Annotated in this window: 15 protein-coding genes; 6 read left to right on the top strand and 9 right to left on the bottom strand. The window is 72.7% G+C overall.

Going from position 1 to position 22220, the window contains the following annotated elements; all coding sequences use genetic code 11:
• The first annotated feature begins 113 nt into the window (after nt 1-113).
• A complete protein-coding gene (locus tag N5875_RS17575) occupies nt 114-584 on the top strand; it encodes an SRPBCC domain-containing protein (protein WP_318208578.1) in 471 nt (156 codons plus the stop codon).
• A gap of 15 nt (nt 585-599) precedes the next feature.
• On the opposite strand, the gene N5875_RS17570 is transcribed toward N5875_RS17575, so the two are convergent.
• Together N5875_RS17570 and N5875_RS17565 are read right to left on the bottom strand one after the other, a co-directional pair.
• Nucleotides 600-926, bottom strand: coding sequence for a deoxyxylulose-5-phosphate synthase (locus N5875_RS17570; protein ID WP_318208579.1), 327 nt, complete (start codon nt 924-926; stop codon nt 600-602).
• 73 nt (nt 927-999) lie between these two features.
• On the bottom strand, nt 1000-1749 hold the full coding sequence (locus N5875_RS17565) for a class I SAM-dependent methyltransferase (RefSeq protein WP_338494706.1): 750 nt from the start codon (nt 1747-1749) through the stop codon (nt 1000-1002).
• Nucleotides 1750-2343: 594 nt separating this feature from the next.
• Between N5875_RS17565 and N5875_RS17560 the strand changes: the two genes are divergently transcribed.
• Nucleotides 2344-3624 (top strand): lysine 2,3-aminomutase, encoded by a 1281-nt coding sequence (locus N5875_RS17560; protein ID WP_338494703.1) that lies wholly within the window; start codon nt 2344-2346, stop codon nt 3622-3624.
• 27 nt (nt 3625-3651) lie between these two features.
• Here N5875_RS17560 and N5875_RS17555 read toward each other — a convergent pair whose 3' ends face one another.
• Nucleotides 3652-4401 carry a transporter substrate-binding domain-containing protein gene (locus tag N5875_RS17555; protein ID WP_338494700.1) on the bottom strand — a complete coding sequence of 250 codons (750 nt, stop codon included), beginning with the start codon at nt 4399-4401 and terminating at the stop codon, nt 3652-3654.
• A 40-nt stretch (nt 4402-4441) separates the two neighbouring features.
• Nucleotides 4442-5389: an aldo/keto reductase gene (locus N5875_RS17550; protein WP_338494699.1), complete on the bottom strand. Its 948-nt coding sequence runs from the start codon at nt 5387-5389 to the stop codon at nt 4442-4444.
• 1104 nt (nt 5390-6493) lie between these two features.
• Between N5875_RS17550 and N5875_RS17545 the strand changes: the two genes are divergently transcribed.
• Nucleotides 6494-7987 carry an alpha/beta hydrolase gene (locus N5875_RS17545; protein WP_338494696.1) on the top strand — a complete coding sequence of 498 codons (1494 nt, stop codon included), beginning with the start codon at nt 6494-6496 and terminating at the stop codon, nt 7985-7987.
• Nucleotides 7988-8070: 83 nt separating this feature from the next.
• Here the strand turns inward: N5875_RS17545 and N5875_RS17540 are convergent, their stop codons facing one another.
• From N5875_RS17540 to N5875_RS17530, 3 genes are read right to left on the bottom strand one after another with little or no spacing between them, the layout of a single operon-like run.
• Nucleotides 8071-9561: a PTS transporter subunit EIIC gene (locus tag N5875_RS17540; protein ID WP_338494693.1), complete on the bottom strand. Its 1491-nt coding sequence runs from the start codon at nt 9559-9561 to the stop codon at nt 8071-8073.
• A gap of 34 nt (nt 9562-9595) precedes the next feature.
• Entirely contained in the window at nt 9596-10525 is a 930-nt protein-coding gene (gene murQ, locus N5875_RS17535; protein ID WP_338494691.1) for an N-acetylmuramic acid 6-phosphate etherase, read from the bottom strand.
• A gap of 26 nt (nt 10526-10551) precedes the next feature.
• Nucleotides 10552-11469, bottom strand: coding sequence for a MurR/RpiR family transcriptional regulator (locus N5875_RS17530; protein WP_318212917.1), 918 nt, complete (start codon nt 11467-11469; stop codon nt 10552-10554).
• 145 nt (nt 11470-11614) lie between these two features.
• Here N5875_RS17530 and N5875_RS17525 point away from each other — a divergent pair, with 145 nt between their 5' ends.
• Together N5875_RS17525 and N5875_RS17520 are read left to right on the top strand one after the other, a co-directional pair.
• Nucleotides 11615-11971, top strand: a complete 357-nt coding sequence (locus N5875_RS17525) for a hypothetical protein (RefSeq protein WP_318212916.1) — start codon at nt 11615-11617, stop codon at nt 11969-11971.
• Nucleotides 11972-11984: 13 nt separating this feature from the next.
• On the top strand, nt 11985-12257 hold the full coding sequence (locus N5875_RS17520) for a DUF4031 domain-containing protein (RefSeq protein WP_318212915.1): 273 nt from the start codon (nt 11985-11987) through the stop codon (nt 12255-12257).
• 97 nt (nt 12258-12354) lie between these two features.
• On the opposite strand, the gene cpt is transcribed toward N5875_RS17520, so the two are convergent.
• Both cpt and N5875_RS17510 read right to left on the bottom strand, forming a co-directional pair.
• Entirely contained in the window at nt 12355-12888 is a 534-nt protein-coding gene (cpt, locus tag N5875_RS17515; protein ID WP_338494688.1) for a chloramphenicol phosphotransferase CPT, read from the bottom strand.
• A gap of 88 nt (nt 12889-12976) precedes the next feature.
• Nucleotides 12977-14185, bottom strand: coding sequence for a Cmx/CmrA family chloramphenicol efflux MFS transporter (locus N5875_RS17510; protein ID WP_338499187.1), 1209 nt, complete (start codon nt 14183-14185; stop codon nt 12977-12979).
• A gap of 470 nt (nt 14186-14655) precedes the next feature.
• On the opposite strand from N5875_RS17510, the gene N5875_RS17505 reads away from it, so the two are divergent.
• The gene (locus tag N5875_RS17505) at nt 14656-21918 is read left to right on the top strand and encodes a hypothetical protein (protein WP_338494685.1); all 7263 of its coding nucleotides are present in this window, start codon (nt 14656-14658) and stop codon (nt 21916-21918) included.
• The last annotated feature ends 302 nt before the right edge of the window (nt 21919-22220 follow it).

Here is a 22220-nt window from a genome sequence, read left to right as displayed (position 1 = left end):
ATGTTCACTTGGTTTGCGCGCGGGCTGGACGTGCTGGGCCGGGGCGGCGGGGCGATCCTGGAAGAGCCACTGGAAGAGCCACTGGAGCGGCTTCTTTCGGAAGGGAACGGACCATGGTCACCCTCCTGACGACCCCGGCCGACCGCGAGCTGGTCATCACCCGCACCTTCGACGCCCCGCCGGCCAGGGTCTGGGAGGCGTGGACGGTCCCGGCGCACGTACGGGAGTGGTACGGGGTGTCCGGACTGACCACGACGGTCGTCGACATCGATCTGCGGGTGGGCGGCGCGTGGCGCTGGGGCCAGACCGCCCCGGACGGACAGCAGATCGTCTTCTCCGGCAGGTACGAGGACGTCGTCCCGGCCGAGCGGCTCGACTACACGGAGGTCTTCGAGCAGATGCCGGACGGGGACCCGGTCCGCGTCACGCTCACCTTCGACGCGACTCCGGACGGCGGTACGGCCCTGACCAGCACGTCCTTCTGGCCGTCGAACGAGATCAGGGACCAGGCGCTGGCGGCGGGCATGGAGGCGGGAGTACGGGAGCAGTACGACCGGCTCGCGCAGCACCTGACGTCGATGTGAGGGCCTTGTCCGGCCCTATCCGCAGCGGGTGAGCGCCTGCGCGATCGGCTCACCGGTGCGGCGGGCGCGGACCAGGCCGGCCTTGACCTCGGAGAGGGTGCGGGGGCGGTAACCGGGCCCGCCGAAGCAGCAGTTCTTGTGGAACCGGATTCCGGCATGGAGGACGACCGACAGTGCCCGCCAGCCCGAGACGTCCCGGCGGCGGGGCGGCGCGAAGGCGGACCCGACGTGGATGAGGGCGCGCGCACAGCGCGGACACCGCCGCTCGCGCGAGGTGTCGTACGGCTGCTTGTACGAGGCGCGGCACGGCAGGCAGACGTACGAGGTCTTGGCGTGGCCCATGGGGCGAGGGTAGGGGGCCGGGGTCCCGACCCCCACCGAATTACGGTCGCCGGGGCCCCGGCCCCCCATCGGATTACGGGCGTCGGAAGAGTGCCGTCCAGAGGAAGGCTTCGCCGAAGGTGGGGGCGTCGGCCGGCTCGTCGCGCATGCGACGGACCTCGACGTCGGTCAGGTCGGCGAAGATGCCGCACAACGAGGCGTCCGTATAGGCGAGTCCGCCGTCCAGCCTGCCCTTCCGGTAGAAGTCGGCGTCGGGCAGTTCGGAGCCCATGCCGCCCTCCCCGGCGGCGAACGCGGTGAGTGCGAAGTGCCCGCCGGGCGCGAGGACGCGGTCCAGGAGCGCGAGGTAGCTGATGCGGCGGTGCGGCGGCAGGTGGTGGAAGCAGCCGGAGTCGTAGACGAGGTCGTACGGCCCGTCGAGGACGGTCCCGGGTGCGAAGGCGTCGCCGCACACGAATCGGATTCCGGTGGCCCCGGTCTCGCGGGCCCGTTCCCCGGCCCAGCGGATCGCGGTGGCGGAGAGGTCGACGGCGTCCACCTCGTAGCCGAGCGACGCGAGGTACAGGCTGTTCCGTCCGGGCCCGCAGCCGAGGTCGAGGGCCCGCCCGCCCCCGGCCGGGAGCAGCCCCCGCTCGACGTACGAGACGAGGTTCTCGTCGGGCTTGGCGACGAAGAACGGCACGGGCTTGTCCCGGTCGGCGTAGAACCCGTCCCACCAGTCGGCCCCGCCACCGGACCACCGGTCGGCATCGGGCGCGAAGAGCCCGTCGAGCAGGTTCAGGACGTCGTCGACGGTGCGGATGTTGCGGTCGTTCAGACCCATGTGGATCTCCCCTCCGAGTCCCTCAAGGCTAGGGGGAGTTGGGGTGAAAGGCCAGGTCAGAGCCTATGCGGGGAGGGGTTGTGTGGCGCAATGACGGCCCCTTGGGGCGGTGTTGGAGCTGGGGGTGGCGCGGGGCGGCCGGGCCTCCGGAAGAGGGCTTTCAGGGCCGGGAAGGCGGCCTCCCGGCCGCCGCCGAGGGCACTTCCTCGGCCGATTTCCGAAGCGCTCCCACGCGGTGGCGCCTACGGCTTGAGCCGCAGTTGTCGGTGGGGAGGAAAGGCGCCAATCTGGCAGTTGCCCCGGGCGTACGCCGGGCCGAAAGCCCTCGGGTGTGAACCCGGTCGTAACGGCCCGTACCGGACGTTCGTGTCACACGGCACTGTCCGGTACGCGCCGCGCATGATTGGCCGGACTCCTCAGTTGTCCCCAAGACGGGCCACCGCTAGGGCCATTGGCGGGCCGGGGCCCCGCTCCCCATCATCGTCCGGGGTGCGCCGCACCAGCCATCGGTGAGGCCTTCGAGGAGGCCTTCGGTGAGGTCTTCGGGGAGGCAACGACCGTGCAGACGACCGACGTCCTGGTGGTGGGGAACGGGTGACCGTCTACACAGGTCACCGCCTTGCCGCACTCATCGCCGACCGCACCGGGCAGCCCGCCCTCGCCCACGACGCCGACGTCGTCGGCCGCGTGCTGCCGCTCAGGGTCGGCTCCCACGCCGCCGACGAACTCATCGACTGGTCGCGCGCCCCCGACGACCCCCTCTACCGGCTCCTCGTGCCCCACCGCGACCTGCTCGCCCCCGCGGACTTCGCCGCCGTCGAGCAGACGCTGCGGAACGGCGACCGGGACCGACTACGGCTCGTCGTCGACGGCCTGCGCGAACGGCTCGACCCCCACCCGGGCGGCCGGGACTGCGGGGAACTCCGCCACCCGTACCCGGAGACGCTGCTCGTCCTCCCCGACCAGGACCCCCGCCGGGGCCGGACCTGCCCCACCCACTGTGCATCCTGCTTCCGCTGGCCCCGCTACACCGGCGACCCCGCGCGCGAGCGGGCGCTTGGTGGGCCCGGGGCGCTCTCCGCCCACCTCGCCGGGCACCCGGAGATCACCGACGTCGTCCTCGGCGGCGAGGACCCCCTGCTCATGCGGGCCGAGCTGCTCGATCCGTACGTCACCGCGCTCCTCGACCGGCCGCGCATACGGACGGTCCGCATCCGCAGCAAGGCCGTGTCCTTCTCCCCGCAGCGCTTCCTCGACGCCCCCGACGCCGACGACCTCCTCCGCCTCCTCGAACGCGTCGTCGCCTCCGGCCGCCACCTCACCCTGCTGCTCCACGTCTCCCACCCCCGGGAGCTCCACCCGGAACCGGCCCGCCGGGCCGTCGGCCGCCTCCTCGCGACGGGAGCGGTGGTACGTACCCAGGCCGCCGTCCTCCGGCACGTCAACGACGACGCCGGGACCTGGGCGCGCATGTGGCGGGAGCAGACCGGGCTCGGCCTCGTCCCGTACCGCATGCTCGTCGAGCGCGGCGCGGGCGCGCGGCGCTGCTTCGGTCTGCCGCTGGCCACGGTCCTGGACGTCCACGCCGAGGCCGTACGGCGGCAGGTCCAGGGGCGCGCGCCCGCCGTCGGCGGGCCGGTGATGCGCACGGAGCGCGGCCCGCTGGCCGTCGACGGGATCGTCCGGCTCCAGGACGGTCCCGCCTTCGCCCTCCGCGCGCTCAGGGCCCGCGATCCCGCCCCGGCCGGCACGGTGGCGTACGCCCGTTTCGACCCGGCGGCGAGGTGGTGGGACGAGCTGATCCCGTACGGACCCGGGGACCGGATCCTGATCCCGGGGAAGCCGCTGACGCCGGCGGACGTGACGGGCGGCTGAGCGTCCTGTCCCCCGGTGCTGTCAGGGTCAGGCGGGCGGGGCGAGCAGCCCCGCGTCCTGCCCGGCGCGGCGGAGCGAGTCCGCGACGAAGCCGTTCGCCTTCAGCTCCTCGACGGTGGAGCGGAGGAAGGCGACGGTCTCCGGGGCGCGGTCGACCGTCGTCCCGACCGCCTGCCGGATCTCCATGAACCGGCCCTCGATCAAGCGGACTTCGGGGTTCGCCGCGACGTACGAGGTCATCGGCTGCCGGATGCCTGCGCCCACCTCCAGGCCCCCCTCCCGGAACGTGTCGACGCCCTCCGCCCCTCGGACGACCGACGCGTGCGCGAGGGTCCGGGAGAGGAACAGGTCGTACGCGGAGCCCTGCTTGACGCCGATCCGGATGCCGGGCGCGTCGACGTCCTCGACGGCGGTGAGGCCGGAGTCGCGGGGGACGGCGTACACGCCCTCGATGACGACGTACGGGGCGGTGAAGGCGACCTCCGTCTCCCGCGCCGGATCCACGGCGAGGAAACAGAGGTCGGCCCGGCCGTCGGCCATCGCCTCGAAGGACTTCCGAGCCGCGTCGAAGCAGAGCAGCTCGACGGGAAGCCCGAGCCGCGCCCCGATCTCCCGCGCCAGATCGACGGTGATCCCGGACGGCGCCTCGGGGGTGCCCTGCGCGAGCACCGGGTTCCCGAGGTTGACGGAGGCGCGGAGGATGCCGGTGGGGGCGAGGTCGGCGGCGAGGGCGGCGGCCAGGGCGGAGCGGGCGGCGGGGCTCGGCGTGTGCGTCATGACGGTGGAGTCTATGAGGGCGCCCGGGGAGCCGGCGGGGCTAGGAAGCGTCGTCGTCGTCGGCGGGCGTGCGGTGCGGTCGGTCGAGGAGGGCCAGGTCCTCGTCGGTGAGCCGGAGCGCGCCGGCGGCGACGTTGGCGGCGAGGTGGTCGGGGTCGCCGGTGCCGGGGATGGCGAGGAGGTGGGGGCCCTGGTGAAGGGTCCAGGCGATCCGGATCTGGGCGGGGCTCGCGCCGTGGGCCTCGGCGACGGCGAGGACCTCGGGGCTCTCCGGGGTGGTGACTCCGCCCTGACGGCCGGCGGCGGCGATCGCGTAGAACGGCACGAAGGCGATGCCCTGCTCGCCGCAGAGACGCACGAAGTCCTCGTACTCGGGGCGGACCCCGATTCCGTACATGTTCTGCACGCAGACGACGGGGGCGATGGCCTGCGCCTCGGTGAGCTGCTCGGGGGTGATGTTGGAGACGCCGAGATGGCGGATGAGTCCGGCGTCACGGAGCTCGGCGAGGGCGCCGAAGCGCTCGGCGATCGAATCGCTGCCGACGACACGGAGGTTGACGACGTCGAGGTGGTCGCGACCGAGCTGGCGCAGGTTCTCCTCGACCTGGCCGCGCAGGGCGGCGGGGGTGCGCGCGTGCGTGGCCCAGGCGCCGGAGGTGTCACGGCAGGGGCCGACCTTGGTGGCGATGACGAGGTCGTCGGGGTAGGACCCGCCGAAGGCGCTGTTGATCAGCTCGTTGGCGGAGCGGAGCGGCGAGAAGTAGAAGGCGGCGGTGTCGATGTGGTTCACGCCGAGGTCAACGGCCTTGCGCAGTACGGCGATGGCCTCGCCGCGATCGCGCGGGACGGCGGTCTCGACGAGAGCCTCGCCGCGCTGGGGCAGCCGCATGGCACCGAAGCCGATGCGGTTGACGGTGAGGTCCCCGAGGGTCCAGGTGCCGGCGGCGGAGGCGGTGGTGGGGGTAGTGGTGGTGGGGGTAGTGGTCATGAGGGGGATGATCTCCCGGGGGCGGGGGCGCCGTCACCCCGATAAGGCTCAGGGGGTGGGCCGACTGTGAGGGTGCGGGTGCGGCCGCCCTCTTTCCGAGTGTGGCGGCCTCCACCACCGCGTCAAGGGCGCTCCCTTCGGTCGCGTCGCTGCGCGATGGGCTGCGCCCACCCTTGACCCGGCGGCGGAGGCCGCCTTTTCACACTCGGAGGGCGGCCGAGGGCCGGGGCCTACGCGGACTGCTGGGGGGTGGTTGCGCGTCGTGGGCGGCGTGGGGCTTGTGGGTGGGGTGCGAGGCCGGGCATCGGTGGGGCGTGTGTTGGCTGTGTGCCTGGGTGGGTGGGGGCTTGGTTCGTTGCTCGGGCCGGTGGGTGAAGTCCGGTGGGTTGGGGGTGCGCGGTTGTTGAATGGGGCGGTCGGGCTGGGCTCAGCGGATTGCGGATGTCGGTTAGCTGGGCTTCAGGCCCCGCTGGTCTGTGTGAGTGGGTGGTTCGGCGGTGGCGGTGAGAGTTTCTTGCACTTTCATCGCCCGATAAGGGCGATTCACCCCCAATGAGGCTTAATCTGGGGCCTGTTACTTCGAGAAGTGCAGAGTTACTCACGCCCCCACCCGCCGGGAGTGACCAGCGGGGCCTGAAGCCCCGCTCCGATCGGCATTCCGACGCTAAGCGTCGCCCCGCCGCCCCATTCAACAACCGCGCACCCGAACCGGCCGACGGAAGCCCATCCCCCTCGGCCGCGAACCAAGCCCCCACCCACCGGCCGGCACACGCCCTCCCGCCCCGGCCGCTGCCCGGGCCGTACGCGTGACCCCGTCCCCTGGACCGCCCTCCGAGAGTGTTTTCGCTCCTGGAGGTGGTGGGTCAAGGGTGGCCGAAGGCCATCGCGCAGCGACGCGACCGCAGGGAGCGCCCTTGACGCGCCGCCGGAAGGAGCGACTCTCGGAAAGAGGGCGGTCCCACCCGCACCAAGGAAGTCGGCCCACCCCAAGGACCCCTCCCCCCCCGGGCCCGAACACCCCTCCGCCCTCCGGGGGTTGGCCCTACCCCTGGGGCGCCTGCCTGCCGGATGGGACCCGTGGCCCGGTTTCGCGAAGCTGTGGGCATGACAGCGAACCTCGCACGCAACGCTTCCCTCCTCGGCCTCTCCGTCGCCATCGTCGCCGGGCTCGGTCTCGCCGGTGGCGGCGTCGCTCCCGCCTCCGCCGCCGGGCTCGACTGGGGAGTGTGCGACCCCGCCGTGAAGCCGCTGCCCGGGCAGCAGTGCGCCAAGCTCTCCGTACCCCTCGATTACGCCGATCCCGACGGGGAGCAGGTTCAACTTGCCGTGTCCCGGATCGCCAGTACCCACCCCGACGTCCGGCGCGGCACCCTCATGGTGATTCCCGGCGGGCCCGGTAGCTCCGGCGTCCAGCGGCTCGCGCAGAAGGGGGCCGCGCTCGCCCGGGAGATGGGTGGGGCCTATGACCTCGTGGCCTTCGACCCCCGCGGGGTCGGTGGGTCCGACAAGGCGCGGTGCGGGCTCGCCGAGGCCGATCGGTGGATGGTCACCCTGCGGTCCTGGCCCGGTGCCGACGGGACGATCGATGACAACGTCGCTCGGTCGAAGCGGACCGCCGAGGCCTGCGCCCGCAACGGCGGTGCCATGCTGCGCGGGCTGACCACCGCCAATCAGGTGCGCGATCTCGACCGGCTGCGGCAGGCCCTCGGCGAGCGGAAGCTGTCCGCCTGGGCCGTCTCGTACGGGACCTACGTCGCCGCCTCGTACGCCGAGAAGTTCCCCGGGCGCACCGACCGCTGGGTCCTCGACAGCAGCAACGACCCCGACCCGAAGCGGGTCGCCCGCGGATGGCTGGAGGGTATGTCACGGGGCGTTGAAGACCGCTTCCCCGACTTCGCCGCCTGGGCGTCCCACCCCGACAGGGGTGAGGGCCGTCTCGCCCAACGGCCCCAGGAGGTACGGCCCCTCGTGCTCGATCTCGCCGCTCGGCTCGACCGGGAGCCTCGCCCCACCAGCACTTCCGGCGTGGCTCTCACCGGCACCATGCTGCTTCAGGCCCTCCAGCAGGCCCTCTACTCCGACGCCGCCTTCCCCGGCTTCGCCCGGCTCGTCACCTCCGCCCTCGATCCGGAGGGCGAGCCCGTCCTGCCGCCCGAGTTGGCCGGCGCCATGCCCGACGACGCCGCCGCCATCACCGTCGGCGTCATCTGCAACGACGTCGACTGGCCCCGGCAGTCCGTGCGGACCTTCGAGCGGGCCGTCGACGCCGACCGGGCCCTGCACCCCCTGACCGGCGGCATGCCCGTGAACGTCACCCCCTGCGCGTACTGGAAGGGCGGGGCCGTCGAGAAGCCCGTCCGCATCACCGACCGGGGGCCGTCCAACTTCCTGATGATCCAGAACCTGCGGGATCCCTCCACCCCGTACTCCAAGGGGATGGGCATGCGGCGCGCCCTCGGCGAGCGTGCCCGGCTCGTCTCCGTCGACCGTGGCGGGCACGGGGTCTACCTCGGGAACGGGAACGCCTGTGGGGATCTGGCCGTGACCCGGTTCCTTGTCGACGGTGTGCGGCCGGACGAGGACGTCCTGTGCAGGTGAGCCCCGTGAGCCCGTGAGCCCGTGAGCAGGTGAGGAAGGGCCCGGTCGGATTCCGTCCGGCCGGGCCCTTCGTGTGTCTGTGCTCAGACCTTCGCCGGCTCCGGCTCCCGTTCCGGCGTCGGGCCGCCCGCCGCCACCGTGACCTCCGCCGGTTCCGTCTCCGTGTCCACGTTGAACTCCTCCAGGAGTTCCCTGCTGAAGCCCCAGAAGTACGTCGCCACGAAGCCCGCCAGGTAGCCGGCGATCAGGCCGCCCGCGTAGATCGCGATCGTCTCGCCCAGGCCCTTGTTTCCGTCGAGGAGGGGGAACAGTGCCCAGCCCGAGGGGCCGATCGCCGTCGAGCCGACCGTGTCGCCCAGCATGCTGAACAGCCCGACGAAGCCGCCGCCGAAAGCTCCACCGACGCAGGCCGTGATGAACGGGCGGCCGAGGGGGAGGGATACGCCGTAGATGAGGGGCTCGCCGACGCCCAGGAAACCGGCCGGGAGCGCCGACTTGATCGTGCGGCGGATCGAGCCGTTGCGCGGGAGCTTCAGGTAGACGGCCATCGCCGCGCCGACCTGGCCCGCGCCCGCCATCGCCAGGATGGGGAGGAGGACCGTGTAGCCCTGCTGCTCGATGAGCGTGGTGTGGATCGGGATGAGGGCCTGGTGCAGGCCCAGCATCACCAGCGGCAGGAACAGGCCGCCGAGCAGGAAGCCCGCTCCGGCGCCCGCGTTCGCGAGGAGCCAGTCGGCGAACTCGCCGATGGCGGCGGAGATCTCACCGGCAACGAACATCAGACCGAAGATCGTGACCAGGCCCGAGATCAGGACCGTCAGGGTCGGGGTGACCAGGACGTCGAGGGACTCCGGCACCCAGCGGCGGCACCACTTCTCCACGTACACCGCGAGGATCGCCGCGCCGAGCGCGCCGAGCACACCGCCCTGGCCGGGGGAGAGCGTCTGGCCGAAGGCGTCGATCTTGGCGACGCCCGGGAAGACGATGATCGCCGCGACCGCGCCGCCGAGGATCGCCGTACCGCCGAACTCCTTCGCCGTGTTGTAGCCGACGAAGACCGCGATGAGCGCCATGAAGCCGCTCGCCATCGCCGCGAGCGCCGGTGTGACGCCGGGCAGCCAGCCGAGGTTGACGAGCAGTCCGTTGAGGCCGGCGATGATGCCGCAGCCGATGAGCGCGGGGATCAGCGGGACGAAGATGTTCGCGATCCGGCGGAGGAAGAGCTTGAACGGGGTGGCGTTCTTCGCCTTCCGTGCCGCCTTCAGGGCCGCGCCCTGCGCCGCGAGGTCCTCCGCCGAGTGCGTCGGCTGCGGGGCCGCCGACACCAGGGCCTCGATCTCCGGGGTCACGCGGGCGACGGTGCCCGGGCCGAGGACGATCTGGTACGTGTCGTCCTCCACGACGCCCATCACGGCGGGCAGTGCCTTGAGGGCCTCGTCCTGGACGAGCGAGCGGTCGCGCAGACCCAGCCGGAGGCGGGTCATGCAGTGGGCCACGGAGCTGATGTTCTCGGCGCCGCCGACGAGGGGGAGGATCGCGGCGGCGATGGCGCGGTTCTTGTCGTCTGTGCTCATGGAGGGGTGGTGCCTTGCTGTGAGGGGAGGGGGCTCAGCTGGTCTTCGCGTGCAGCGCCGCGCGCAGGTGGCCCTGGGAGTCGGTCAGGCGCTGGGCGGCCGTCGGGGCGTCGATGTCGGCGAGGATCATGAGGATGGCGTTCTTCACCTCCCCGTCGGCGGCGGCGAGGGCGGTCTCGATCTGCTCGTCCGGCGCGCCGGTGGCCAGGGCGACGATCCGCCGCGAGCGGGCCTGGAGCTTCTCGTTGGAGGCGCGGACGTCGACCATGAGGTTTCCGTACGTCTTGCCGAGCCGGATCATCGTGATCGTCGAGATCATGTTGAGGACGAGCTTCTGGGCGGTGCCCGCCTTGAGCCGGGTCGAGCCGGTGAGCAGCTCCGGGCCGGGGACGACCTCGATGCCGTGCTCGGCGGCGGCGGCGAGGGCGCTGTCCTCGTTGCAGGAGAGGCCGATGGTGAGCGCGCCCCGCGCGCGGGCGTGTTCGACGGCGCCGATGGCGTACGGGGTGCGGCCGGAGGCGGAGATGCCGACGACGGTGTCGTCCGCGGTGACGCCGAGCGCGGTGAGGTCCTCGGCGGCGAGTTCCTTCGAGTCCTCGGCTCCTTCGACGGCCTTGATCATGGCGGACGGGCCGCCCGCGATGAGGCCGACGACCTCGCTGGGGTCGGTGTTGAAGGTGGGCGGGCACTCGCTGGCGTCGAGGACGCCGAGGCGGCCCGCGGTGCCGGCGCCGAGGTAGATGAGGCGTCCGCCGCGGGCCATGCGCTCGGCGGTGGCGTCGATGGCGGCGGCGATGGCGGGGAGCTGCCGGGCGACGGCGGCGGGGACGGTGGCGTCCTCGCCGTTCATGAGCGCGGCGATCTCGGCGGTGGGGAGCTGGTCGATCTCGGCCAGTTCCGGACGGAACGCTTCGGTGGTGAGCGTGGCCAGCTGGGCGCGGAGTTCGGAGTAGGTAGCAGACACGAGCGGCTCTTTCGGTGCTGTGGTCGTCAGCGGGTGCGGGGTGAGTGGCGGTGGGCCAGGGCTTCGTACGAGGCGGCGAGGGCAGGGGCCGCCGTCTCGTACGTACGCTGTGTGACGCAGGTGAACAGGCAGTCCACGACCAGGAGTTGGCTGGTCCGGGACGACATGGCGGCGGGGCGCAGTTCGCTCTCGCGGGCGGTGGAGGTGGTCAGGATGTGGTCGGCGTACTGCGTGACCGGCCCGTCCGGGCGGCCGGTGATCGCGACCGTCGTCGCCCCGCGGTCGAAGGCGACCCGGAGCGGCTCTATGACGTCGCCGGTCGAGCCGGAGTGGGTGATGGCGATGGCGACGTCGCCGGAGCGGAGCTGCACGGCGTTGGTGACGGCGAGGTGCGGGTCGCTGTGGGCGTGTGCGATCAGGCCGATGCGGAGGAGTTTCTGGCCGAGGTCCTGGGCGACGAGTCCGGAGGCGCCGATGCCGTAGATGTCGATGCGGCGGGCGGTGGCGAGGGCGGCGACGGCGGCGCCGAGCTGGACGGTGTCGAGTCCGGCGGCGGTGTCGGCGAGGGTCTGCTGCTCGTCGTAGGCCAGCTTGGCGACGACGTCGGCGATCGGGTCGTCGACGGCGATGTCGGCGGTGACGGCGGGCGCGCGGCCGGACTGCTGCTGGGCGGCGAGTCCGGCGAGGGCGAGCCGGAGGTCGCGGTAGCCGGGGTAGCCGAGGAGGCGGGCGGTGCGGACGACGGTCGCCTCACTGGTGCCGGTGAGCTCGGCGAGGCCGGTGACCGTGAGCGCGGCGCAGCCGGCGGGGTCTTCGGCGACGGCTTCGGCGACCCGCTGCATCGAGCGGGTCATGGACGGCGCGAGGGTCCGCACCTTGGCCGCGAGCGCGGCGGGGGCGGGCGGCGCGTCACCCGTGAAACTTTCCTTCACATCATTGGTCACATCTGAAAGATACTTTCGGATGGGTGGTGCGACAAGAGCCCGTCGGTCCCGGACCGATCCCCGACCGATCCCGGACCGGTCCCGGGTCGGGGTGGGACCTTCGGCCTTTTCGCGAGGTGCGCTCGCCCCGGGTGACAATGGGGGCATGGACGACATCGACCCCCTGGAGCAGGCGCTGCACACTGCCCGCGCCCTGGTACTGGCCGACCTGGTGGCACGCGAGGTCGCCGCGGCCGAGGTGGTGTCGATGGTGGAGGACGCGGTGACCCACCGGCGCTGGTGGGTCGAGCAGTGGCCCGAGGGCCTGACGTACGTCGCCGGTCTCGTCGCCCAGGACGTCCAGGACGCCCTGCTCGAACGGTACGGCCGCTGGCCCCTCTGCCCGGTCTGCTCCACGGGCGACCCGCACGCCCTGGACGTGGAGCCCGAGCTGGGGCCGGACCCGCACTGGGTCTGCGGGAAGCAGGGTGTCGTGGTCGCGCCGGTGGGCGGCCTGAAGTGAGGAGCTCCCGCAGGTGACCCTCTATATCGACCCGCCGACCTGGCCGGGGCACGGCCGCATGTGGTCGCACCTGGTCAGCGACGTCTCCTTCGAGGAGCTGCACGCCTTCGCCGCCTCGATCGGCGCACCGCCCCGCGCGTTCGAGCGGGACCACTACGACATCCCCTCCGACCGGTACGCGGACGCCGTGGCCGGTGGTGCGGTCGAGGTCGGGTCGAAGGAGCTGCTGAGGCGTCTCACGGAGGCGGGGCTCCGGCGCCCGAAGGGCCGGCCGGCACCCGCCTGACGGTGTTCACGGAGGCCTGGTGCGGGACCTGACCTCGGCGTGAGGCGTACGGGTCGGACGACCTCGGTGTACGGGTCGGACGACCTCGGCGTACGGGTCAGGCGACGCGGTCCGCGATGGCGCGGGCGCACTCCAGCGATTCGGTGTGAGTGGTGTCGACCTCCACGTCGTAGACGACGCCCCGGTGCACGATGTCCGCCTGCTTCGCGGCCATTCCGGCGACCCGGTCGCCGCGCGCGATCTCGCGGCCCTCGGCGACGGTGCTGTCGCACCGGACGCCGACCCAGAGCACGTCGAGGTCGCCGACGAAGCTCCGCCAGCGGTCCTGGGCGGCGGCTCCGCTCAGGAAGACGTCGTCGATGATGATCCGGGCGCCTGCGCGGGCCATGGTGACGACGCCCTGGGCCCAGGCGCCTTCCAGGGCGCGGAAGTCGGCGCCGATGTTCACCCCGCCGTCGGCGTCGAACTCGATGCCGTCGTCCGAGCTCTGCATCTTCAGGGGCATCGCGTCGATGAGCGAGTCGACGCCGAACGCGAGCCAGGGGTCGGGGAGTACGGCCTGGAGGCACCGTACGATGCCGGACTTCCCCGCGCTGGAGCCGCCGTTGAGGATGATCATCTGCGTCGTCACCGGGCCACCGTACGGCGGTGACGGAGCCGCACCAAGGGGATTTCGGCCGCGGGCCCCCGGCCCGCTGCCCGCGGCCCGACGTCGGGGGTCAGCGGGAGGTGGGGGATGCGGCCTTCTCGGCCTGCGGGATCCCGGAGGTCACCACGCGGGACCGGGAGGTGTGGAGCTTCAGGGCCACCGCTGCCGTCGCCAGGCCGACGGCCGTCATCGCCGCGCCAGCCCAGGCCGTCGAGGCGAAGCCGAGGCCCGCGTCGATGACCGTGCCGCCGAGCCAGGGGCCGCCCGTGTTGCCGAGGTTGAAGGCGGCGGTGGTGGTGGCGCCCGCGAGGGTGGGGGCGACGCCGGCGACGTTGAACATGCGGGCGTTGAGGGCCGGGGCCGTGTAGAAGGCGGAGACGCCGAGGAGGAAGGTCAGCACGATCGTGGCGACCGGGCTGGACACGAAGAGGGCCAGGGCGACCAGGAAGACCGTGGAGGCGGCGATGCCGGTGAGCATCACGCCGAAGAGGTGGGCGTCGGCGACCCGGCCGCCGATCGTCGTACCGATCACCGCGCCGATGCCGAAGAGCCCGAGGACGCCCGAGACCCAGCCGTCGTCGAGGCCGGACACGTCGGTGAGCAGCGGGGCCAGGTAGGAGAAGGCGCAGAAGACGCCGCCCGCGGCGAGGGCGGTGACGACGATCGAGAGGAGGACCTGGCGGTCGCGGTAGATGGCGACCTCGCTCCTGAGGCGGGGCTTCGTCTCGGGGAGGGGGATGCGGGGGATGCGGGTCGCCACGCCGACGAGGGCGATCGCGGAGGCGAGGCCGACCGCCCAGAACGCGGAGCGCCAGCCGAGGTGCTCGCCGAGGAAGGCACCGGCGGGGACGCCGAGGACGTTGGCGATGGAGAGGCCGCCGATCATGACCGCCATGGCGCGGGCGCGCGAGCCGACCGGGACCATCGCGATGGCCACCGCCGCGCCGACCGCCCAGAAGCCGGCGCAGGCGAGGGCGCTGATGACGCGGGAGGCGAAGAGGATCGCGTAGTTGGGTGCGAGGGCACCGGCTATCTGGCCGAGTCCGAAGACGGTGATGAGGGCGATGAGGGTGGCCTTGCGGGGGAGCCGCAGGGTGGCGACGGCGAGCAGGGGCGCGCCGACGACCATGCCGATCGCGAAGGCCGAGATGAGCAGTCCGGCGCGGGGGATGGAGACGTTCATGTCCTCCGCGATGGACTCCAGCAGTCCGGAGAGCATGAACTCGCTCGTGCCGAGCGCGAAGACGGACAGGCCGAGGATGTAGACGGCCAGCGGCATGCGGGTGGCGGGGGCGGGGGATCCGGGGGCCGCTGTGGAGGACTCGGCGGCCCGTGCGGAGGGCCCGGGGTTCGGCTCGGCGGGGGGTGTCGTGGGCTCGGCGGAGGAAGGCGGCATGACATGCGTCAACCTCCGTTTCATGCCTGTCATTCCCGGATCGCGGGGGATCTCGGCATACGGGACGGTGCAGGTCCAGGCCTTCTTACGACCGGTAACAACATGATCAACAGGCGAGGCGCCTTGTCCCTCGCTGGGCGATTGTGTGCCCTTGGTGAAGATTATTTGATCTTCACGTGCCGCGTCGGACATGACACAGTCGCGGAGTAAGCGGCAGCGCCGGGTTCGTGGGGGGCGAGCATGCCGGTGCTGTCGTGCCAAGGGGGAACTCTGCCTGGTCGGCGAGCCGTCGACTGTGTCATGCCCATGTTCAGAGCGTGCTGCCGGACGATCGCGAGATTGCAAGGCAGAACATGTCATTGCTCAGAGACGTCGGCAGACGCCGGCGTCGCATACGGTCCGCCCTGACCAAGGCGACCGCGACCACCGCCCTCCTGACGGCGTCCGCCGTCCTCATGGGCATGATCCAGGCGGTCCCGGCCGTCGCCGACACCGAGCCCGAGCAGGACGACCTCACCCAGTACCGGAACAGCATCGGCTCCGACCGACGCCTCGACCGCTGCAAGGGCGCGCAGGCGCTGCGCGTCGGCGGCCCCCTCACGAAGGCCAAGGCCATCGAGGGACTGGCCGGAACCGAGGCCCAGCTCAACACGGTCCTCGGTGACGACCTCGACTGGTGGCTCGACAGCCCCCTGGACGTCGCCGTCGACGCGGACAAGGAGGCCGGGGGCGTCTACGCCAACGCCGTCCGGGACCGCGACGAGGCCCTGTCCCTCGCCAACCAGGTCTACGCCAAGAACGACGGCGGCGGCGAGCTGGAGTGGTTGGCGCCGAAGTTCGGCGACGCCGTCTGGAACTTCACCATCGGCACCCAGCGGGAACTCGCCTGGCAGCTCAGCGATGACACCCTCAGCAAGGCCAGCCCCGAGGCCCTCGCCCGCGCCAAGGTCGTCGCCGAGGAGAACCAGGGCAAGGACGAGTGGCACGACTGGGCGTCGCGGAGCATGCTCAGCGACAGCCAGATCGGCTGGACCTCCAGGACCTCCACCGACATCGCGGCCTACCTGAAGCGCGGCGGCTTCCCGACCGTGGCGCCGGCCAAGGACTCGCCCGAGTACCGCGTCGAGGTCGAGGACCTCAAGCAGGCCTGGGCCGCCTGTGACTACGCCAACCCGTACGACCCGTCGCGCAGGCTCAACGAGCCCGTGATGACCGCGATGATCGAATGGGAGCTGGAGTACGCCGGTCAGGCCGACCAGCGCGCCACGATCATGCGCGCGGAGGCCGAGGCCTCGGCGGCGACCCGCGAGGCCACCGACGACCTGGTCGAGGCCATGGGGCAGGCGTGGCTCGCCGAGCAGCTCCTGCTCTGGCGCAAGGGATGGCAGGACACTCTCGACGGCTGGCCCTTCCCCACCTATTCGGGCCAGCCCGACCAGGCGACGTACGACAGGGCAGACGCCGACCTCGCCCGCTACCGGGCCAACGTCGCCGCCCTCGTCACCTCGGCGAAGGCCCAGGCGGCCAAGGCCACCGCCGCCGCCCAGAAGGCGACCACGGCGCAGCAGGCCGCGTGGGCCGTCGCCGACACGGCCCACGTGCCGCGCGGCCGGGGTCTGATGTACGCCCAGCAGTCCGTGCAGGTGGCCCGTGCCTCCGCCGCTGCCGCCACGGCCGCCGCGAAGGCGACGGAGACCGCGCTCGCCGCCGCCAACGCCACCGTCGCCACCAGCGACGCGCTGCTCGCCAAGGCGCAGACCGAGATGCAGGGGCTCGACACCGAGTTCCGCCGGGTCGCCGCGGAGGAGGCCGCCGCGCAGGCGAAGGCCGCCGCGGACAGCGCCGAGGCCAACGCCACGGCCGCCACGGAGAGCGCGAACCTCGCGAAGTCCGCGCGTACGACGGCCGAGACGAAGCGTGACAAGGCCAGGACCGCCGCCGCCACGGCCGCCTCCGAGCGTGCCAAGGCGGAGGCGGAGAAGGCCACCGCCGTCGCCTCCCGCGCCAAGGCCGCCACCGAGCGCGCCAAGGCCAAGGCGGCCGAGGAGAAGGCCGCCACGCAGCAGACCACCGCGACGAGCGCGGGTACGGCCGCCGGGACGGCGACCGCCGACGCCGCGGCGAAGCGCAAGCTGGCCGACGAGAAGGCGAAGGCCGCGCAGACCGCGCGCGAGAAGGCGATCGCCGCGCTCCGGGCGAAGCAGGCCACCGCGGCCCGCGCCGCCGCCCTCGAAGCCGCCGCCACCGCCGCCGAGGGCAGCGACGCCGCCGCCGAGACGCGGGCAGCGGCCACCGCCGCCCGTACGGCAGCGAACGAGGCCGTCCAGGCCGCGTCCGCCGCGCAGAGCGCCGCCGACCAGGCGACCACCGCCGCGGTCGGCGCCCGCACCGCCGCCACCACCGCGGAGGGCGCCGCCGAGCGTGCCAAGGCCGGTGCCGACACGGCCTGGTCCGCCTACTACGCCTCGTTGGGCGAGGCTTCGTCGGCGCACGCCGCCGCGGCCACCGCCCTCGACGCGTCGCAGGACGCGGTGGTCCGCGCCGACAACGCGGCCACGGCCTCGGAGAACGCCACCGAGCTGGCCAAGAAGGCCCAGCAGGAGTCGGCCGCCGCCGGAGCGAGTGCCGCCGAGGCCGTGAAGTCGGCCGCGACCGTCGTCGGCCGCGCCTACGCCGCCGGTCAGGCCGCGCTCGCCGCCCGCGACGCGTCCAAGGCGGCGATCACCTCCGCCGCCGAGGCCGTCGCCCTCGGCAGCCCGTACCAGGAGAAGGACAGCGCGGCCGCCTTCGCCGTACTGGTCGGCCAGTCGTCGAAGACGGCCGCCGAGCAGCAGGCCGCAGCGGCCGCGGCCAAGGCCACCGCCGCCGCCGCGGCCGCGGAGTCCGCGCAGCAGACCGCCGCGCAGGCCACCGGTGACGCGAAACTCGCCGCCGAGGCAGCCGCCCGGGCCGCGAGCGACTCGGTGCGCGCCATCGAGGCCGCGACCCGGGCCCAGGCGTCCGCCGCACAGGCCTCCGACGCCCAGAAGGGCGCGAAGGACGCCTCCGACGACGCCGCCGTCCACACCGAGCAGGCCGGAAAGGACGCCCTCAGCGCCCGTACCACCGCCGGATCGGTGAGCGACATCGCCGCCGAGGCCGCCCGCGAGGCGACCGACGCCGAACGGCACGCCGCCGAGGCGAACGAGAAGGCCGGCCGCTCGTCCGAGGCGGCTCTGGAGGCCGCGCGGAAGGCGGCCGAATCGGAGAAGGACGCCAAGGACGCGGAGGACAGGGCGTCCGACGCGGAGGGCGACAGCTCCGCGGCCGAGGAGGCCGCGAAGAAGGCCGAGCAGGAACAGCGGGAGAAGAACGAGGCCGCCCACGAGGAGGCCCTCGCCGAGGGCGACACGCCCATCAAGGGCGGCGCCTCCAACTGGCCGGCGCTGGGCGAACGGGAGGAGAAGATCCTCCTCGACGTCTGCGGCCAGACCTGTGTCGACGACTACCGGAAGGGCCTCGCGGCCGTCTCCGTGAACGTCGTCGAGTGGGCGACCGCCAACGGCGGGCAGATCCTCTTCGAGCAGCTCGACGCCGCCAAGGTCAAGGAGTGTCTGGCCTCGTCCGACGTGGACGACTGCCTCTGGGCACTGGTCGACATCCCCTCGTCGTCCGTGATCGTGGGCCGTATCCCTGCCCTCTCGCAGGCGATCGACAAGGTCTCCGACGGCATGCGGAAGATCTTCCGCGACGCCGACGACGCCCTGCGCCGGCTCAACGAGCTGGCCGCCGAGATCAGCCATGTCCGCTCCACCCCGCGTCTGGAGCGCTGCATCACCGGCGTCGCCCTCCACGCGGGCGGTGCCAGGACCAAGGCCACGGCCATCGAGGGCCTGAGCGGCACCAAGGAACAGCTGCACGCCGTCATGGGCGACCTCGCCTGGCTGTCCTTCACGCCACTGGGCCAGGCCAACTCCCAGGACCGGCAGGCCGCCTACGAGTACATCGACCGCATCGCGGCGCGCAAGGCGGTACTGGAGGACGCCAACCACCCGTACGCGATGAGCTCGTTCGACGACGGGATCACGCTGCACGCACCGCAGTTCGGCGCCGAGATCATGGCGTTCACGTACTCCGCGCAGCCGAAGCTGTCCGCCCGCCTCGGCTGGGACGGGCACACCAACCCGAGCGCGGAGGCGCTGGCGCAGGCCCGGGAGATCACCGAGCAGAACCGCGGCAAGGACGACTGGCACGACTTCGCGGCGGACTCCATGCTGCGGGACGCCAGCACGACCAACACCCGGTTCTGGGGCGGTACGACCTCCGCCGACATCGCCACCTATCTGCGGCACGGCGGCTTCCCCGCCAAGAAGGTCACCCAGGGCACCGCGGCGTTCCGCGTCGAGGTCGAGAACCTCAAGCAGGCCTGGGCCACGTGCAACCACGGTGACCCGGTCGACCCGCGCAACGCCCTCAGCGAGGTCGTCTCCCAGGCCTCGGCCGAGTGGGAGGCGGAGTACGCCGGTCAGAACACGCAGCGCACGCTCATCATGCGGGCGGAGGCCGACGCCGCCGCGGCGACGAAGGCCGCCACCGACAACATGATCGAGGCCATCGGCCAGGCGTGGCTCGCCGACCAGATCCTGCGCTGGCAGAAGTACTGGCACGACCAGCTCGCCCGCGACCCGGACCACATCTTCAAGCCCAAGCAGGCCCTGTTCGACCAGGCGAAGTCCGACCTGGAGAAGGCCCGCGGCAAGGTCCGGACGCTCGTCACCACGGCCCAGGAGCAGGCCGGTCTGGCCACCGCCGCCGCCCAGCGCGCGGTGACCGCCCAGCAGCAGGCCTGGACCATCGCGGACGCCGCCGAGGCGCCGCGCGGCCGTGGCCTGATGTACGCCCAGCAGTCGGTCCAGGTCGCCCGCGCCTCCGGTGCGGCCGCCACGGCCGCGGCGAAGGCGACGGAGACGGCGCTGAACGCGGCGAACGCCACGGTCTCGACGTCCCACACCCTGCTGGCTCTGGCGCAGACCCAGACGCACGCGGTGAACACCGAGTTCCGCCGCATCGCCGCACAGGAGGCCGCCGCCCAGGCGAAGGCCGCCGCGGACAGCGCGGACAAGCACGCGGCCGAGGCCGAGGCGAACCTGAAGATCGCCCAGGAGGCCAAGGCCACCGCGGAGAGGGAGGAACAGGAGGCCAAGCAGGCCGCCGCCACGGCACAGGCCAAGCGCGCCGAGGCCGAGCTGGAGCGCGCCAACGCGGCGGCGCACCGGGCCACGGCGGAGAGCGAGCGGGACAAGGCCTCGGCGGCCGAGGCCCGTGCTGTGGAGGAGCAGGGCAGGGCGAGCACCGCGCGCGCCACCGCGGACGGTGCCGGCGAAACGGCCGGGACCAAGCGGGACGAGGCGTCCGAGGCCGAGGAGGAGGCGAGGCTCGCACGGAACCGTGCCGTCGTCGCCGAACGCGAGAAGCGGGCCGCCGACTCACGGGCCGCGGCGCTCGAATCCGCCGCGGCCGCGGCGGTGGGCACCGAAGCCGCCGCCGAGACCCGGCAGGCGGCGACCGAGGCGCGTACGGCCGCGAACGAGGCGACCACCGCCGCGACCAACGCCCGTGCGGCGGCGAACGAGGCGGGCACGGCCGCGGTCAACTCCCGTACGGCCGCGCTCAAGTCCAAGGGAGCCGCCAAGCGCTCCGAGGCCGCGGCCGACGGCGCCCAGGCGGCGTACTCGACCGCGCTCGGTGCGGCGGCGGCCGCCCACGCGGCCGCGGCCACGGCGATCGACGCCTCCGAGGCGGCCGCGCTGAACGCGCGGAACGCCGAGGCGGAGTCCCGCAAGGCGTCCGCGGCGGCGCTCGTGGCGAAGCAGGAAGCGGGGGCCGCGCACGTCGAGGCGGTCGAGACCGCGCAGTGGGCGGCGAAGACGGCCGGCTACGCGTACGCCGTCGCCACGGCGGCGAGCGCGGCGCGGGACACCGCGACGCAGACCGCCACGTCGGCGAACGAGGCCATCGCGATCGGAACTCCGTACCAGGAGACCGACGCGTCGGCGGGCTTCGCGGTCCTCACCGGCCAGAGCGCGCTGACCCTCTCGGAGCAGCAGGCGAAGGCCGCGGAGGCCAAGGCGACCCAGGCGGCCGCGTACGCGGCGGAGGCCCAGCGCCTCGCCGACCGGGCGGCGGCCGACGACAAGCTCGCCGCCCAGGCGGCAGCGGCGGCGGCCAAGGACGCGGAGCGTGCGGCCCAGGCCGTGAAGCGCGCCCAGACCGCGGCCGTGGAGGCGGAGAAGGCGGCCAAGGCCGCCCAGGCCGCCGCCCAGCGCGCCGACGGCTACGCCCTGCAGGCGGGCAAGGACGCGCTCGCCGCGACGTCCGCCGCCAACGCGGCGATGGGCGAGGCCGCTGCGGCCGACAGCGCGGCCACGGAGGCGGAGAAGGACGCCGCCGGCGCACGTGCGGCGGCGACCTCGGCGGAGAGCGACGCCGCCGCCGCCCGTTCGACGGCCACCCAGGCCGAGAGCGACGCCGACGCGGCCGAGACGTCCGCGTCGAACGCGCAGACCCTCGCGAAGGAGGCCGACGAGGCCGCCAAGCGGGCGGAGGAGGAGTACCGCAAGAGCGTCCTGGCGCAGCAGGCCAAGCACGTCGAGACGGGCTCCCTGTACGACGGGCCGCAGCTCGGCGCCGACGACGAGGAGCTGCTGAGGCAGCTCTGCGGTCAGCAGTGCGTCGACGAGTACAAGGCGGCCAGGGATCTGGCCGGCGGGGACATCATCGAGTGGGTCAAGGCCAACGGTGGCGCGATCCTGCTTGAGCTGTTCGGCCTCGCGAACATCAAGGAGTGTCTGTCCTCCGGGGACTTCGAGGCCTGTATGTGGGCCATCCTCGACGTGGCGGCGCACCTCGTCCCCGTCCTGAAGATCCCGGCGGTGGCGAAGGCCCTCTACCGGATCGGGACGGCGCTCTACGGCTACTTCGAGAAGTCGAGGCTCGCCCAGAAGCTGCTGTCCAAGTACGACGCCCTGGTGAAGCAGGCCAAGAACCTGCCGTCCTGCCTGGTCCCGCAGCCGAAGAGCGCGGTGTCGAGTGCCTCGTTCGCCGGCCCGGCGTCCTTCACCACGGCGTCCTTCACCACGGCGTCGTTCAGCGCCTCGTCCTCTTCCAGCAGCCGCGGCGGCTGGGACGACTACTACCCGGACGGCCCGGAGACGCCCAGCACCGACGACATCTGGGAGCAGTACGAAGCTCAGAAGCAGCCGGAGCAGGAGGACCCGGGCGGCTGGGACAAGGTCAACCCGGGGAAGATGTGCCGGAAGGTGATGACCAACCCGTGGTTCTTCGACGACATCCGTGAACACCACTTCGACGGTGGCAAGTTGACCAAGCCGGACAAGGGCATCTGGAAGGCCAACACCTCGGACGAGGTGCTCCAGAAGATCTTCGACATGGCGGAGCACCAGTGCGCGCAGTGGCTGCAGGGTACGGCGGCGACGTACCGCAAGTGTGTCTTCAACCCCGGAATCGGAACGGTCGGCAGGGCGACGCGCGACGATCCCGAGTCGCACACCTCCTTGGTGGAGGTCATCGTGTCCACGGCTGGAGACGCGGTCAGCATGTATCCGGTGATCAGGTAGAGCGCGCTGCCCGCGGTGACTGATCCGCGGTGATCCGCCCTCTCGTACGAGAACGCCCGGCCGGGACCCACCCGGCCGGGCGTTTCGTGTTCCCGGGAGGTTTCTTGCGCCGGGTGATACGCCGGGTAACAAGATGATCAAAAGGCGGTTGTTTTGTCCGCCGGTGGGGCACCGCGTGCCGTTGGTGAACATTATTTGATCTTCCCGTGTGGATCTGTGCGTGACATGGTCACCGTGTAAGCGGCAGCGCCAGCTCGTGGGGAGACGAGCGCGCCGGTAGTTGCCGTACCGAGGGGGATCCC

This window comes from Streptomyces sp. SJL17-4, assembly GCF_036826855.1.
GTDB lineage: Bacteria > Actinomycetota > Actinomycetes > Streptomycetales > Streptomycetaceae > Streptomyces.
The sequence above is the reverse complement of the archived record's forward strand: the minus strand, read 5'-3'. Positions and strand labels throughout refer to the sequence as shown.